This is a genomic window from Pseudomonas sp. PA-1-3F, assembly GCF_021609665.1.
Classification (GTDB): Bacteria; Pseudomonadota; Gammaproteobacteria; order Pseudomonadales; family Pseudomonadaceae; genus Aquipseudomonas; species Aquipseudomonas paracarnis.
Window position 1 is genome coordinate 1 of record NZ_WJZD01000038.1, and the last position, 15,204, is coordinate 15,204.

14 protein-coding genes are annotated in these 15,204 nt (G+C 62.1%); 5 read left to right on the top strand and 9 right to left on the bottom strand.

What is annotated here, in order from left to right; genetic code table 11:
• The 5 genes from GIV26_RS22850 to GIV26_RS22870 form a co-directional block, all read right to left on the bottom strand.
• Window positions 1-696: HpcH/HpaI aldolase/citrate lyase family protein (locus GIV26_RS22850; RefSeq protein WP_236282323.1), on the bottom strand; the 696-nt coding region annotated here is incomplete at its 3' end.
• A gap of 14 nt (window positions 697-710) precedes the next feature.
• On the bottom strand, window positions 711-1,904 hold the full coding sequence (locus GIV26_RS22855) for a CaiB/BaiF CoA transferase family protein (RefSeq protein WP_034125999.1): 1,194 nt from the start codon (window positions 1,902-1,904) through the stop codon (window positions 711-713).
• Between the two features lie 10 nt (window positions 1,905-1,914).
• Complete coding sequence (locus GIV26_RS22860; protein ID WP_089041812.1) at window positions 1,915-3,264, bottom strand: MmgE/PrpD family protein; 1,350 nt, start codon at window positions 3,262-3,264, stop codon at window positions 1,915-1,917.
• 11 nt (window positions 3,265-3,275) lie between these two features.
• Window positions 3,276-4,439 (bottom strand): acyl-CoA dehydrogenase family protein, encoded by a 1,164-nt coding sequence (locus GIV26_RS22865; RefSeq protein WP_236282324.1) that lies wholly within the window; start codon window positions 4,437-4,439, stop codon window positions 3,276-3,278.
• 28 nt (window positions 4,440-4,467) lie between these two features.
• The gene (locus GIV26_RS22870) at window positions 4,468-5,286 is read right to left on the bottom strand and encodes an FAS1-like dehydratase domain-containing protein (protein WP_236282326.1); all 819 of its coding nucleotides are present in this window, start codon (window positions 5,284-5,286) and stop codon (window positions 4,468-4,470) included.
• 245 nt (window positions 5,287-5,531) lie between these two features.
• Between GIV26_RS22870 and GIV26_RS22875 the strand changes: the two genes are divergently transcribed.
• The 3 genes from GIV26_RS22875 to GIV26_RS22885 all read left to right on the top strand — a co-directional run bounded on the left by GIV26_RS22875 (window position 5,532) and on the right by GIV26_RS22885 (window position 9,179).
• Complete coding sequence (locus tag GIV26_RS22875; protein WP_034126002.1) at window positions 5,532-6,431, top strand: LysR family transcriptional regulator; 900 nt, start codon at window positions 5,532-5,534, stop codon at window positions 6,429-6,431.
• 116 nt (window positions 6,432-6,547) lie between these two features.
• On the top strand, window positions 6,548-8,371 hold the full coding sequence (locus GIV26_RS22880) for a serine hydrolase domain-containing protein (RefSeq protein ID WP_236282328.1): 1,824 nt from the start codon (window positions 6,548-6,550) through the stop codon (window positions 8,369-8,371).
• A 16-nt stretch (window positions 8,372-8,387) separates the two neighbouring features.
• A complete protein-coding gene (locus tag GIV26_RS22885; protein ID WP_236282329.1) occupies window positions 8,388-9,179 on the top strand; it encodes a MipA/OmpV family protein in 792 nt (263 codons plus the stop codon).
• A 137-nt stretch (window positions 9,180-9,316) separates the two neighbouring features.
• Here GIV26_RS22885 and GIV26_RS22890 read toward each other — a convergent pair whose 3' ends face one another.
• Window positions 9,317-10,594 (bottom strand): ATP-binding protein, encoded by a 1,278-nt coding sequence (locus GIV26_RS22890; protein ID WP_054897953.1) that lies wholly within the window; start codon window positions 10,592-10,594, stop codon window positions 9,317-9,319.
• Entirely contained in the window at window positions 10,595-11,302 is a 708-nt protein-coding gene (locus tag GIV26_RS22895; protein WP_236282331.1) for a winged helix-turn-helix domain-containing protein, read from the bottom strand.
• Between the two features lie 157 nt (window positions 11,303-11,459).
• Here GIV26_RS22895 and GIV26_RS22900 point away from each other — a divergent pair, with 157 nt between their 5' ends.
• A complete protein-coding gene (locus tag GIV26_RS22900) occupies window positions 11,460-12,659 on the top strand; it encodes an MFS transporter (RefSeq protein WP_034126006.1) in 1,200 nt (399 codons plus the stop codon).
• On the opposite strand, the gene GIV26_RS22905 is transcribed toward GIV26_RS22900, so the two are convergent.
• Entirely contained in the window at window positions 12,615-13,217 is a 603-nt protein-coding gene (locus tag GIV26_RS22905) for a tRNA-(ms[2]io[6]A)-hydroxylase (RefSeq protein WP_032892116.1), read from the bottom strand. The two genes, GIV26_RS22900 and GIV26_RS22905, sit on opposite strands and share 45 nt — an antisense overlap.
• 149 nt (window positions 13,218-13,366) lie before the next feature.
• Here GIV26_RS22905 and GIV26_RS22910 point away from each other — a divergent pair, with 149 nt between their 5' ends.
• Window positions 13,367-14,230, top strand: a complete 864-nt coding sequence (locus GIV26_RS22910; RefSeq protein WP_236282333.1) for a universal stress protein — start codon at window positions 13,367-13,369, stop codon at window positions 14,228-14,230.
• 134 nt (window positions 14,231-14,364) lie between these two features.
• Here the strand turns inward: GIV26_RS22910 and GIV26_RS22915 are convergent, their stop codons facing one another.
• Complete coding sequence (locus tag GIV26_RS22915; RefSeq protein WP_003190830.1) at window positions 14,365-14,832, bottom strand: DUF1289 domain-containing protein; 468 nt, start codon at window positions 14,830-14,832, stop codon at window positions 14,365-14,367.
• Window positions 14,833-15,204: the final 372 nt, after the last annotated feature.

Below are 15,204 nucleotides of genomic sequence, written 5' to 3' on the forward strand. Positions count from 1 at the left end.
GGCCAGCTCTTGGGCGCTCGGCGCTAGCGCGGCATGGATCACCGCCACTTGCTTGGGATGAATGCACAACGCCCCGGCAAAACCCATTTCATAAGCGTGCCGGATCGAACGGTGCAGGCCTTCGGGGTCGTCGATGGCCGGGTGCACGCCGTCCAGCGGCGCCGCCAGGCCCGCGGCGCGCGAATGCACGATCAACGCCAGGCGCGCCTGGTCGAGGGCCAATTCGGCGGCACGGGAGTGACTGCTCAGGTTCAGGTCCAGCGCCAGGTCCAAGCCACCGAACGACAGGCGCTCCACCTGGGGCGCCTGGGCAATCTGCGCCAGTGCCAGCAAACCGCGTGCGCTTTCGATAATCGGCCAGATAGCCTTGCCGGTCGCGGCCACCACAGCCACCTGGGCCGCGCTTTCGACCTTGGGCAGCAATACCCCGGCGACATTTGCATGGGCCTTGCAGAACGCCACGTCCTCAAAATGCTCGGCATGTTGCGGCGCGTTGATGCGCACCCACACCTGGGCCTCAGGATGGGCGTGCAGGAACGCGCCCAGATTATCCCGGGCCTGACGTTTGAGCGGCTCTTCCACCGCGTCTTCAAAATCCACAATCACTGCGTCGGCGCCGCTGGCCAGGGCCTTGGCAAACCGCTCCGGGCGGCTGCCCGGCACAAACAGCGCAGAACGTACTAAAGGCTTTGGCATCACGTGATTCCTGATTAGATAACGCCGCGCTCACGCAGACTGTTAATGGCCTCAACGGAGTAACCCAACTGGTCGAGGATGCCTTGGCTGTGTTGCCCCAGCGCTGGAACGCCGTCCATGCGCGGGGTAAACGCGGCGTTACGGGCCGGTGGCAGCAGCGAGGGCAACGGCCCCGCCGGGCTGTCGACGTCACGCCAGCTGTCGCGGGCCTTGAGTTGCGGGTGGTCCCACACGCCTTGCATGTCGTTGACCCGGGCACTGGCAATTTGCGCGTGCTCCAGGCGCTGGATCACCGCCTCGACGTCCAGTTGGGCAAAGCGCTCCACAATGATCTGGCGCAGCACCTCGCGGTTGGCCGAGCGCTTGAAATTGGCGCTGAAGCGCTCGTCCGTCGCCAATGCCGGGGTGAGCAGCACTTTGTCGCAGAACGCCGCCCATTCGCGCTCGTTCTGCAAGCCAAGCATCACCGTGCCGCCGCCCCCGGTGGGAAACGGCCCGTAGGGGTAAATCGTCGAATGCGCGGCACCCGCACGCGGTGGCGGCGGCGCGCCGTCGAAGGCGTAATACATCGGGTAGCCCATCCACTCCACCAGGCTTTCGAGCATGCTCACATCGATGCGACTGCCCTGGCCGGTTTTGCCGCGCAGCAGCAGCGCCGACAGAATGCCGCTATAGGCGTACATCCCGGCGGAGATATCCGCGATGGAGCAACCGGCCTTGGCCATCTGCTCTTCACCTGGGCCACCGGTCACCGAGAGAAAGCCGCCCTCGCTCTGAATCAGCAGGTCGTAGGCTTTCTTTTTCTCGTAGGGCCCGCCTTCGCCGTAGCCGGAAATATCGCAGACGATCAGGCGTGGAAAGCGCACGTGCAGCGCCTCGAACGATAAGCCCATGCGCGCTGCCGCGCCGGGGGCAAGGTTCTGCACCAACACATCGGCATCGGCCAAAAGCGCATCCAGAATAGCGCCCGCCTCGTCCTGCTTGAGGTCCAGGGTCAGGCTTTCCTTGGAGCGGTTGGTCCAGACGAAATGCGACGCCAGGCCACGCACCCGCTCGTCATAGCCACGGGCGAAGTCGCCGGTGCCGGGTCGCTCTACCTTGATGACCCGGGCACCGAGGTCGGCCAGCTGGCGCGTGCAAAATGGCGCGGCAATCGCGTGTTCCAGGCTGACGACGGTGATGCCGTCCAGCGGTCGTTGTTCAGTCATGACAAATCCCTCAAAGCCAATGGGCCATGGACGCGGTAGTACGCAGGTTCCACACCTGCTCGATCAGGCCTCTGGCCTGGGTCGGGGTGCGGGCGCCGCTGAAGTGGGCCAGGCGCTGGAACTTATCCGCCAGTTCGGCCCGACTCAGGGTGTTGCCCGGGTCGCCCTTGGGTTCATCAATGGCACCGCGCAGCGTGCGGCCATCGGTGGTGGTGACCGTGACGCGGCCCAGCCAACGTTGCGGGTAGGCGCTGTCGACTTCCGCGTCCAGGGTCATGCTGACCTTGTCGCGAAACGCCGCGACCGCAGGATCGGTCAACGCCAGCTCATGGAATTCAGGCAACCCGGCCTTGCCATGCACAGCGATCAGCCCAAGCACGGTGCCCATGGAAAACTTCGCCTGGTGCACGGTGGCCGGTACCGTCACTCGGCCGAGTACGTCAATGGCGCCTTGGTGCACGTGGGTTCGCACCTGGGAGATCTGCGCAGCGCTCAAGCCTTCACGCTGCATCACGGCCAGCAGCGCGTCGGCAGCAGGATGGGTGTGGCGACAGGAGGCGTGGAACTTGAACGAGGTTTCCACCAGCGCCCAACGGCTGCCCAGCTCGGCAGACAATTTGCCCGGCTGGGCATCACTGGACATACCTGCCGCCAAACCTTGCTCACCTTCAAGGATATTGCGCGCGCCGGTCAGCCCATCGGCCGTAAGGTAAGCCGCCAGCAAGCCGTCCGCCGCCGCCTTGGCCGTGTGCAGTTGTTTGGAGTCGGCGGCATCGCGCAGAAACTCCCACAGCCCGGCAGCCTGGGTGCCGGCGCTGCCGAGCAGGTTGATGAATTGTTCTTCGTTGAAATCGAGCAACTTGCCCACCGCGACCGCCGCCGCCAGGGTGCCGACCGTGGCCGTGGTGTGGAAGATGCGGTAGTGCGAGCGGCCCATGAACTCACCGATGCGAATCCCCGCCTCGTAGCCGGCCACCGAGGCCAGCAAGAGTTCACGGCCAGCCTTGCCGAGGTCCTGGGCAGCCGCCAACGCGGCGGGAAACACCACGGTGGCCGGGTGCAGCACGGAACTGTTGTGCAGGTCATCCTGCTCCACCAGGTGTGAGGAGGCGGCGTTGACCAGTGCGGCGAAATACGCGCTGGTGCCGGTGCCGTTGACGATCACCTGGGCCGGACCGCTGCTCGGGCCCATCTTCTGCGCGTAGCGTTCAAACAAGGGGATCGGGTGCGCGCCTTGGCTGGCCAAGGCGCACGCGAGCCAATCCAGGTACAGCTCTTCGGTGCGCGCCAGCACGGGCTCGGGCAATTGTGAGTACGTCAGCTCGGCCAGGAACCGGCACAGGGCTTGGGTATGATGCATGCTCAAGGCCCTCAGAAGCTGCGTGGCAATTCGAGCAAATGCTCGGCCACGTAGGACAGGATCAGGTTGGTGGAGATCGGCGCTACCTGGTACAGGCGGGTCTCGCGGAATTTGCGCTCCACGTCGTACTCGCAGGCAAAGCCGAAGCCGCCGTGGGTTTGCAGGCAGGCGTTGGCCGCTTCCCAGGACGCCTTGGCCGCCAAATACTTGGCCATGTTGGCACTGGCCCCGGCGTTCTTGCCGCTGTCGTATTCCTCACAGGCACGCCAGCGCATCAGGTCGGCCGCTTCGATCTCGATATGCGCCTCGGCAATCGGGAACTGCACGCCCTGGTTCTGCCCGATTGGCCGGCCAAACACCACACGGTCTCGGGCATAGGCGCTGGCCTTTTCGATGAACCAGCGGCCGTCACCGATGCACTCGGCGGCAATCAGCGTGCGCTCGGCATTCAGACCATCGAGGATGTATTTGAAGCCCTTGCCCTCCTCGCCAATCAGGCTGTCCAGGGGCAGCTCCAGGTTGTCGAAGAACAGCTCGTTGGTCTCGTGGTTGACCATATTGGCGATGGGCTGCACGGTCAGGCCGTTGCCGATGGCCTGGCGCAGGTCTACCAGGAAGATCGACATGCCTTCGGATTTTTTCTTTACGTCGGCCAAGGGCGTGGTGCGTGCCAGCAGGATCATCAGGTCGGAATGCTGTACCCGAGAGATCCAGACTTTCTGGCCGTTGATCACGTACTTGTCGCCGCGCTTGATCGCCGTGGTCTTGATCTTGGTGGTGTCGGTGCCGGTAGTGGGTTCGGTGACGGCCATCGACTGCAGGCGCAATTCACCGCTGGCCAGCTTGGGCAGGTAGTAGCGTTTTTGCGCCTCGCTGCCGTGACGCAGCAGGGTGAACATGTTGTACATCTGGCCGTGTACGGTGCCCGAGTTGCCGCCGCAGCGGTTGACTTCCTCAAGGATCACCGAGGCTTCGGCCAGGCCCAGGCCGGAACCGCCGTATTCCTCGGGGATCATGGCCGACAGCCAACCGGCGTCGGTCAGGGCCTTGACGAAGGCTTCAGGGAAGCCTTTTTCTTCATCGATCTTGCGCCAGTAAGCGGCATCGAACTCGGCGCACAAGGCGCGCACGCCGTCGCGGATGGCCTTGAGTTCTTCGTTGTCATGGGCATTCATTAACGGCTCTCCGCCTGTTGTTATCGGGTTATTCGAAATGCACTTGGGCGGTCTGTGCCAGGCCTTCAGTATTGCCCGCCCAGAGTTCTGCGACGCCGGTTGCGGTGATACGCCCGCCCACCTCAAAAGGCTGTGGCGCAATCAGTGGGCGCACGCCGCGATAGGCAAAGCGGCGCAGGGTCGCCTCAGGGTGCGCCCGGCAGAACGCACGCAGGTTCAAAGTGGCGATCAGCGGGCCATGCACCACCAGGCCGGCATAGCCTTCGGTGCCGGTGACATAGGGGTAGTCGTAGTGGATGCGGTGGCCGTTGAACGTGACGGCGCTGTAGCGGAACAACAGGGTCGGCGTCGGCTCGACGGCCTCTGTCCATTCGCCCCGGGCCAGCGCGTCGCCGCTGCCAGGCTTGGGTGGCGTGGGTTCGCGGTAGACGATGTCCTGTTCCTCGCGAATCGCCAGACGCCCGGCCTGGGAATAGTCGTGGCGCACCGTGACAAACAGCAGCGAACCGGTGCGACCGGTCTTTTCTTCAACCTGAGTGATGGTCGACACACGGGTGGCCGATTCACCGGCACGCAGCGGGTGCAGAAACTCGATACGCCCACCGGCCCACATGCGATTGCGGTTATCGGCGGGTGGCAAGAACCCGCCGCGGGCCGGATGACCATCGCCGCCCAGGGCCGACTCCGGCAACGGGTCCTGGAAAAAACACCATTGCCACAGCGCAGGTACGGCTTCACCGTCGGCGGGCACTGCTTCACCGAACGTGGCGGCGATGCGTTTGAGCAGGTTATGGCTGAGGTGGTCGTGGGCGGTCTCGCTTCGGCCGATCCAATCGGTGGCGCTCATCGGGTGCAATTCCTCGGGCAGTGGGTGTCTGCCGTGGATCATGCAAGGGCCTGCCCGTTCTGAGAATTTGCATTTCAATAAACCAGCGTTCGGTTAAGCTGAACGCACCATTCCTATGCGTACCTCTTGTGGCGAGGGAGCTTGCTCCCGTGGGGGCGCGAAGCGGCCCCAAAAAACAGGCCTGCTTCGCAGTCCAGCGGGAGCAAGCTCCCTCGCCACGGGTGATCACAAGCCTGGAGTTTTGCATGCACTTTGATCTTGCTGACCTGCGCCTGTTTATCCATATCGCCGAATCCCCCAGCCTCACCCAGGGTGCCAAGCGCGCCTTCCTGTCGCCGGCTGCCGCCAGTGCGCGGATCAAGGCCCTGGAAGGTCAGCTCGACACGCGCCTGTTGTACCGCGACAGCCGAGGCGTGGAGATCACCCCGGCAGGCGAGCGCCTGTTACACCATGCGCGGTTGATCATGCGCCAGGTGGATTACCTCAAAAGCGAGTTCACCCAATACGGCGTGGATTCGGCCGGGCATATCCGTATCTTCGCCAACACCACGGCGGTCACCGAGTTTTTGCCGGAGGTCTTGGCAGGCTTTCTGTCACAGCGTCCGGGCGTCACCGTCGACCTGCAGGAGCGCCTGTCGCGGGACATCGTGCGTGGGGTGCTCGATGGCACCAGTGACATGGGCATCATCGCCGGCCCCGTGGAAGCCTCCGGCCTGCAAGTGTTGCATTTCAGCACCGACGAACTGGTGCTGATGGTACCCGTCGGGCATCCGTTGGCCGACCAGCCTTCGGTGACCCTTGAGCAGACCCTGGCGTATCAGCATATCGGCCTGCATGAAGGCAGCACGCTGTTGAGTTTCCTGCGCGAACACGTCGAGCGTCTGGGCAAGCAATTGTCGCTGCGTATCCAGGTCTCGAGCTTCGAGGCGATCTGCCGGATGGTCGAGGCCGGCGTGGGCATTGGCATCATTCCAGAGTCCGCCGCCCTGCGTCACAGCCGCACCATGCAGCTGGTGACGGTGAAACTGGACGAGCCCTGGGCGATCCGCGAGCGCAGCATCCTGGTACGCGAGCTGGAAGCGCTGCCGGGGACCATTCGCGCCCTGATCGCCACGTTGATGCCTGCCCCCCTGGGCAAATCCTGATGTTTTTATAAGCGGCCGTTAACAGTCTTTGACAGTTTCCCGACAAAGCACTCAAAGATTCTCGGCCCCCGCCGCCCTAGCATTCCAGCATCCAAATCATCATTCGGGTGCTCTTGATGTTTCGCAGATTGCGCGGTATTCCGCTCTTGGGTTGCCTGTTGGGCAGTATCGGTTGCCACTCGCAACCGCCTGTCCCGCCGCCGATTCAAAAAGGCGATTACGGCGCAATCATCCGCTACCTGCAAACCCACATTCCCCAGGAGATGGCACGGGACAATGTGGCGGGATTGTCGATTGCCCTGGTCAATGGCCAGGAGCTGATCTGGGCCCGCGGCTTTGGCCTGGCTGACAAAGACCTGGGGGTGCCGGTCACGCCCAATACCGCGTTTCGCGCAGGTGGCATCTCCAAGCTGCTGAGCGCCACGGCAGCGCTGCAACTGGTGGAGCAGCAACACCTGGCGCTGGATGCGCCGATCCAGAAGACCCTGCGTGAGTTCTACGTACGCTCCCGCTTTCACAGCGACCAGGCCGAGGCGGATCGAGCGATCACCTTGCGGCGCTTGCTCAGCCATCAATCCGGCTTGCCCAGCGAGCACCTGCGCGACCTGCGCAGCACCTATGCCATGGGGCAGATGCCGATGCGTGTGTCGGGTGTGTGGCTGAGCAGCCTGCCGGGTTCCCAGGTGGCGTATTCCAACCTTGGCTATGCCTTGGTGGGCGCCGCCATTGAGCGCAGCAGCGGCAAAAGCTTCGAAGCCCAGTTACAAAGCAGCCTGCTCACACCCTTGAGAATGAACCAGTCCAGTTTCCTGGGCACCGGTGCGCAAATGAGCTATCGCGCCCACGGCTACGAGGATGGCAAGGCCAGCACCGACCCACAGGTGCGTGACCTCGCCGCCGGCGGCCTGTGGACCAGCCCCAAAGACCTCAGCCGCTACGTACGCATGCTGTTTGCCAAGGGCACCTACAAGGGCAGCCAGATCCTCGGCAGCACGTCTATCGACGCCATGTTTACCCAGCAAAACACCGGCAATGCCTTGGATTTCGACTGCCAGATGGGCTTGGGCTGGTTCTTGGCGCCCTGTGGTGACGAGCCCATCGGCCCCGGTGTGCGCACCTACCAGCACAGCGGTGGCGGCGACGACTTCGTGGCCCAGTTGACCCTGCTGCCGGATCAGCAACTGGCCGTGGTCATCATGGCCAACGACAGCAACGCCGAAGACATGGTGGTGTCGCTGACCACCGACAGTCTGCGCCTGATGCTCCAGGCTCAGACCGGCAAGCCCGTATGCGCCGATGACTGCCAGGCCCCCAGCCACGGCCTCAAGCTGCGCCATGTACCGGCGGCGGTGGATCGCAAGCGCCTGGCAGGCTTCTACGCGACCGCCTGGGGCGTGTTCCGCATCAGGGATGAGCATGCGCGCTTGAGCGGTGAACTGGCCGGCTACGATTTCCAGCTATTGCGTGATGAGCAAGGCTGGCTGCGGGCGCAGAAAAAGATACTGGGTTTCTGGCGCAAGGACCTCGGCGAGTTGGGCCGCGTGCAGTTGGATGTGCTCACGGTACAAGGCCGCCAAATGCTCACCGCCCGCAGCCACGGCCAACGCATTGCCATCGGCGAGCGCATCGAGCCGCCGCCCCTGTCCGCCGCATGGGCCAACACGGTCGGCACCTACCAGGTGCTCAGCAGCCATGAACCCGACGCACCATTGAGTGGCATCAGCGTGCGCCAGGAGGACGGTTTCCTGGTGATTCGCGGCCAATTGCACGGCGAGCCGCTGACCGACTACATCCTGCTGCCCATCGACAACGCCCATGCGGTGCTGGCCGGCAACGGCTACGGCCTGGGCGATACCGTCAGCCGCCAGGTCAACGGCCTGAGTGCTTCGGGCTACTCGTTCAAACGCACCCATTCACCCCACACACCCTTGAACCTCTAACCAGGAAAACACCCTGATGCACTCAAAAAACCTGTGCCTGTCATTGACCTCACTGTGCCTGCTCGCCGCCGCCGATACGGCGCTTGCCGAAGACTGGCAATACAGTCTCGAGGCCGGCATGGCCAACGCACCCCGCTACAGTGGCAGCGACGAACGTATGACGGCGCCTGTGCTCGGTGGCAAAATCATCAGCCCCTGGGGCGTCTTCCTCGACACTGATACGGGCTTGGGCTGGGGTTACGAAGGTAATGCCCTGAGCTTCAGCGCATACGTTGGCGCAAGCGATTCGCGCAAGGATAAAAATGAAAGCATGCATGCCGGCTCCAAACGCCTCAAAGGCATGGGCGAGATCAAGTCACGTCCGCAATTGGGGGTGAGTGCCGCCTACAACCTCGGCGGTGTGATCATCGGCGCCACCCTGGAACATGCGCTTGAAGAAGATAAACACAAGGAAACCGGCAAGGCTTTTACCCACCTGGAGTTGAGCCTGGGTACCAATCTCTATGAAGGCCGCTACGGCTCCGTCGATGCCGCCATCAACAGCCACTTCGGTGACCGCAACTACCTGCAAACCTGGTACGGCTTGACTGCCGACCAGGCCACCCGCAGCCGCTTCAAGGAATACAAGGCAAGTGCCGGCAATATCAGCAATGGCATGAACCTCTCATGGAGCGTGCCGATCAACGAACACACGCAGTTCTCGACCTTGCTGGATGTGCAATACCTGGCGGATGAAGCAGGCAAGAGCCCGATCGTGGAGCAGCGGCTGCAGGCATCGGTGTTGGGGGAGCTGCAGTACACCTTCTGATCTGACTTGCCCTCTGTAGGAGCGAGCTTGCTCGCGAAAAACTCGCAGGCGCCGCGTTTATCCAGAGAACACGCGTTATCGTTGAGGCTTTTCGCGAGCAAGCTCGCTCCTACAGGATGGCATTGGGGCAAGCCCCCTTACTCTGCATAGGCCCACGTCATTCGAAACGACGCCCCGCCCCACTCCGAATCCTGCACTTCCACCTGCCCGCCATGCCACTGGCTGACACGCTTGACCAGCGCCAGGCCCAGACCAAATCCGCCTGTGCGGCGGTCGCGGCTGGCGTCAAGGCGCAGGAAGGGTTCGAATATCTTGGTGCGACCCTCCAGCGGTACTCCCGGCCCATCGTCGTTGACCCGCACTTCGTAACCGCTGCCAAACTTGACCAGCGAAACTTCCACGCGACGATCGGCATAACGAATCGCGTTGCGCAGCAGGTTGATCACGGCCCGCGCCATAAAGCGTGGCTCGATCTGGATAACGTCCACCTCGCAGGTGCGCAACGACAACTGCACCCCTTCCGCTTCGGCCTCCAGGGCCACGCTGCCGATCACACTGTCGAGCCAACTGTGGGCCTCGATATGCTCGCGGGTGACCTGGGTAGCGCCTGGCTCAAGACTGGCATAGGTCAACAGCTCGGAGACCATTTCTTCCAGCTCACCGAGGTCGGCGTACATGTCGTTGATCAACGCTCGGCTTTGCCGTGGGTCGCTCTGCTGCCTGAGCTGGTCCAGCTCGAATGACAGCCGCGCAATCGGCGTACGCAATTCGTGGGAGACCGCGTTGGTGAGTTCGCGCTGGTTGGCGATCAAACCTTCGATGCGCTCGGCCATCTGGTTGAAGTGCCCGGCCAGTGAACGCACGGTGGAGCGAGTCGGCAGCAAGATGCGCGAGCCCAGGTCATTGTCACCGAAACGTTGCGCTGCCAGGCGGATGTGCTCCAGGTCGCGCCAGTGTGGACGCACCCAGAAATACAGGACGATGGCCAGGCTCACGCCCAGGAAAGCGTAGGCCCAGAGATACAACCACTTGGGTTCCTCTGGCAATCTGATTTCGAGCAGTTGCGGGCCGTCGTCGATAGGCGCAAGAAATTTCATGAAGTCCTCGCGCACCACCACCTGGCCAGCCGCCAGGAGTTTCTGTTCCCGTTCGCTCAAATCCTGGGTGTCGCGCTGCACCAGTTCGAGCCGCAAGCCGTAATGCGGCTGCAGTTCGTCCAGGCGTGCCTGGCGCGCCTCTGCCTGCACGGGGCGCAACTGTTCCACCAGGGCCCAGGCCGGGCCGCGCAGGGCTTCACGGTTATAGGTTTCGTTGGACTCGGGCATGTAAGCGTCCAGGCCGAAGTTGACCAACCAGATCGACCCGGCCAGACCGAGCGCGAGAATCAAATAGAGGCGCAGATACAAGCGCAGCATCTACACCTCCCACGCGAACGGATTGAACAGGTAGCCCTTGCCCCAGATGGTCTTGATGCACACCGGCTCGCGGGGGTTGTCATTGAGCTTGCCGCGCAGTTTGCTGATGTACACGTCTACGCTGCGGTTCAGCCCGTCAAAGGCAATGCCGCGCATGCGGTTCAGGATGTCGTCGCGAGAGAGAATCTTGCCCGCGCTGCTGGCCAGCAACCACAGCAACTCGAATTCCATGGTGGTGAGGTCAATGGTCTCGCCGCCCAGGCGGACCACCCGGCAACTGCGATCAATCGACAAGCGGCCAAATTCCAGGGCACCGCGCACGGTGGGCTCGGGTACCTGGCGGCGCTGCAGCGCACGCAGGCGCGCCAACAACACCGGCGGTTTGATCGGCTTGATCACGTAGTCGTCAGCACCGGACTCAAGGCCAAGGATATGGTCCAGGTCATCTTCCTTGGCGGTGAGGATCACGATGGGCGTATCCGACACGTTGCGAATCTCGCGGCAGACATGCAGCCCGCTCTGACCCGGCAGCATCAGATCGAGCACGACGATCTTCGGCTTGAAATCCAGGAACGCCACTAGCGCTTCATCGCCCCGGTACACCACCCGTACCTCGAAACCATGCTGCGACAGAAAATGCGAGACCAGCCCTGCCAGCTTTTCATCGTCCTCAACGAGCAGAACATTGCCCAGACCCAGGTTTTCCATAAGTTCTCAGTGTGAATGCGCGGATTGAAATGGGGCCATTATAGGTGGCAAGCTGGCCGACAGAGGTGGCTGACCAGTCCCCAGCGAAGAAGCTTCATGCTTTTAAGAGTTTTTAACAAATAGCCTGCAGTTTTTAACGCCATTGACAGGGAGTTCCATGCGCAAGGATTACCTGGCGTTCTTCATTTCGCTGTTCCTTTCACGGCTGGCCGACCAGGTTCTGCTGTTTATCGTGCCACTGATCGTGTTCCAGACTACGCAAAGCGTGTCGTGGGCGGGGTTGGCGTTTTTTATCGAGTCACTGCCGCGCTACCTGGCGTTTCCGGTGTGCGGCGCGTTGTGCGACAGGTTTTCACCGGTGCGTATCCTGCATATCAGCCAGGTGTATCGGGCCCTGGCCTGCGTGGTGGCGATGGCGCTGTATGGGCTGTTCGACGGTATCCATTGGCTGGTGATGCTGTCCGCGTTGTGCGGCGTGCTGACCACCCAGGGCATCATGGCGCGGGAAGTGGTGATGCCGCATATCTTCGGGCAGTACACCTACGCCAAGACCTTGTCCTATTCGCAGATCGCCGACCAGGGCGGACTGGTGCTAGGGCCATTGGTGGCGGCGCTGATGCTGGAAGTCTGGGCGTGGCCATGGGTAGTGCTGGGCGTCGCCGCGCTGTTTGTGCTGGCAGACCTGGCGATGCTGATCTGGCAGCGCAACACCACGGTGGACCTGCACATCCATGAACAACAGCCGGGTAACTGGCTGCAACCCCTGCGCACCGCTTTTGGCCACATCCTCAACCGGGTGGAGTTGAAACGCATCATCGTCCTGGCGGTCGGTGTGAACCTGATGGTCGGCGTGACGCTGGCTACCTCGGCTGCCATGGTCACCGGCCACTACGCAGCGGGCAAAGACGCCTATGCCCTGCTGCAAGCCGCCGGGGCGCTGGTGACAATCGCGATTCTGTTCTACCTGGCGCATTCATCACTGAAGCTGAAGGTACTGGGCGGGTTGTCGTACTCGATGATCACCGTCGGCGCGCTGATCACCGCGCTCAGCCCCGGCGTGTGGGCCTACACGGTGGGGTTCCTGCTGCTGACCGGCTTCGACAAGATGTTCAACGTGTACCTGCGCAGCACCCGCCAACGGGTGATTCCGGTGCAGGACTTCGGCAAGACCGTTGGCGTGATGACCTTGCTCAACAACCTGGCCCAGCCCTTGGCGGGCTTGATGATTGCCGTGTTGGCAGCGCCTTTGGGCACGCCAACGGTGATCCTGCTGCTGACCGGGATCACCGCCTTGATCGGTGTGGCCGTGGCCTCAGGCTGGCACGCCACTGTGAAAGCGGAACTCGACGTCGGGTGATTCGATCAGGTCCTGCTCGGTGGCCCGTACCCGCTCGATCACCTGGGCGATATCCTTGGCGTCGCCGTACTGGTATGCCAGCTTCAAGTAGCCCTGGAAGTGCCGCGCCTCGCTTTTGAGCAAGCCGAAATAGAACTTGCCGAGTTCTTCGTCCAAATGCGGCACCAGCGCTTCGAACCGCTCGCAACTGCGCGCTTCGATAAAGGCCCCCACCACCAGGGTATCCACCAGCTTGACCGGCTCATGGCTGCGCACCACCTTGCGCAAACCCGAGGCGTAACGGCCGGCGTGCAGTTGACGCAGTTCGACCTTGCGCTTTTTCATCAGGCGCATGACCTGCTCGTGGTGCACCAACTCTTCGCGGGCCAGGCGCGACATCATGTTGATCAGGTCAACGTGGCCGTAGTACTTGGCCATCAGGCTCAAGGCGGTGCTGGCGGCTTTGAATTCGCAGTTCTTGTGGTCGATCAGCAGGGTTTCCTGATCGGCCAACGCGGCCTGGACCCAGGCATCGGGGGTGCGGCAGCCGAGGAATTCATGGATTTCGGGCAGGTTCATCGGGCTCACGGGCAAAGGATCACAAAAGGGCGCCGATTATACCGACCCCGTCGCAGACCACCAGCCACCGGCCTTGATGTGTATCAACATGACGGCTGCGTAGCAGCAACTATAGTTATCCAACGCCTGCCCTTTTGGAGATCCCGACCATGCAAGCCATCCGCAGCATCCTGGTGGTCATCGAGCCCGAGCATTCGGAAAGCCTGGCCCTCAAGCGTGCCAAGCTGATTGCCAAAGTCACCGACGCGCACCTGCACTTGCTGGTCTGTGACAAGAAGCACGAGCATTCGGCGCTGCTGAGCCTGCTCAAGGAAGGCTTGAAAGAAGACGGCTACAGCGTCACCACCGAGCAGGCCTGGAACGACAGCCTGCATGAAACCATCATCGATGTGCAGCAAGCCGAAGGCTGTGGCCTGGTGATCAAACAGCACTTCCCCGACAACCCTCTGAAAAAAGCCCTGCTGACCCCGGCGGACTGGAAGTTGCTGCGCTATTGCCCGACGCCGGTGTTGCTGGTCAAGACCGCCACCCCCTGGGCAGGCGGCGTGATCCTGGCGGCCATCGACGTGGGCAACGCCGACGGCGAACACCGCTCGCTGCACAATTCGATCATCGACCATGGCTTTGATATCGCCAGCCTCGCCAAAGCGCAGTTGCATGTGATCAGCGCTCACCCCTCGCCCATGCTGTCGGCGGCAGACCCGACCTTTCAGCTCAAGGAAACCATCGAGGCGCGTTACCGCGAGCAATGCAAGGCCTTCCAGGCCGAGTTCGACGTGGACGACAGGCACCTGCATATCGAAGAAGGCCCGGCCGATGTGCTGATCCCACATATCGCCCATCGCTTGCAGGCGGCGGTGACCATTATCGGCACGGTGGCGCGCACGGGGATTTCCGGCGCGTTGATCGGCAATACCGCAGAAGTGGTGCTGGATGCGGTGCAGAGCGATGTGCTGGTGCTCAAGCCGCAGACGCTCATGGACCATCTGGAAGCGCTGGCGACCAAGCCCTGACACCGACCTTCAGGCAATGTGGATCAAATGTGGGAGCTGGCTTGCCTGCGATTGCGGTGGGTAAGCGGGCGCATTTGCTCCTGATACACCGCTATCGCAGGCAAGCCAGCTCCCACATTGACCTCGCCAGTCAGTTAACCCAGCGCATCTTTCAAGAAGCCCGGCGCGATATAGCGCTGGTAATGCGCCTCGGACAAGATAAAGAACTCGCGATCAATGGCATCGCGCAGTTCAGGCAGCGCCCAGTCGCGAAACTCCGGCAACAGCACCATGCCATAGGCCTCCAGGTTATTGATCACCCGGGCCCCACGGGCGATCAACTGGTAGGCCCAGCAATACTCGGACTGGTGTGGCACAAAGCGAATCTTGCGTTGCTCCAACTGCCCGCGCAGGGTCTTGGGGTCGAAAACCTCCACTTTACCGGCCATGACCTGCACCAACAGCTGCTCAAGCCTGAGCCAGACCGCGCGTTTTTCTTCTTCGTTATAGCCGTTCCACTGGATCACTTCATGGTGGAAGCGCTTGCATCCACGGCACACGAGATCGCCGTAGACCGTGGAGCACAGGCCGACGCAGGGGGTCTTGATGGTTTGGTTGGGCATAAGCAGCAACACGCAAATCAGCGAAACAGTGTGCCATGTTAGCCCTTTGTCTAAGGTTGATCACCCAGCAAACTTGAGCAGGCAACTTACCTTTAGATTTTTTTTGCCGTAGAATCACCCGGCCTTGTAAGGCGCCAATAATCCGCTGGAAGCTGTTTTCAAAGCGTCACGAGCACAGTCGTTCCTTCAGAACGGTGTTGGCGCAGGTTCGACCCGGTAGGTCAGAGCCCGCGCCAACCCTCATCAGCTCCGTTCTGCAGGCGTAAAACTTTGAAAGCAGCTTCTGTAAGGAATGCCGGCAGCGCTGGCTTTGCGGCCCAAAAAGCCCCCGAGCGCATGCGTGCCGTTCATTTCTGGATGAGCGTCCCGTGG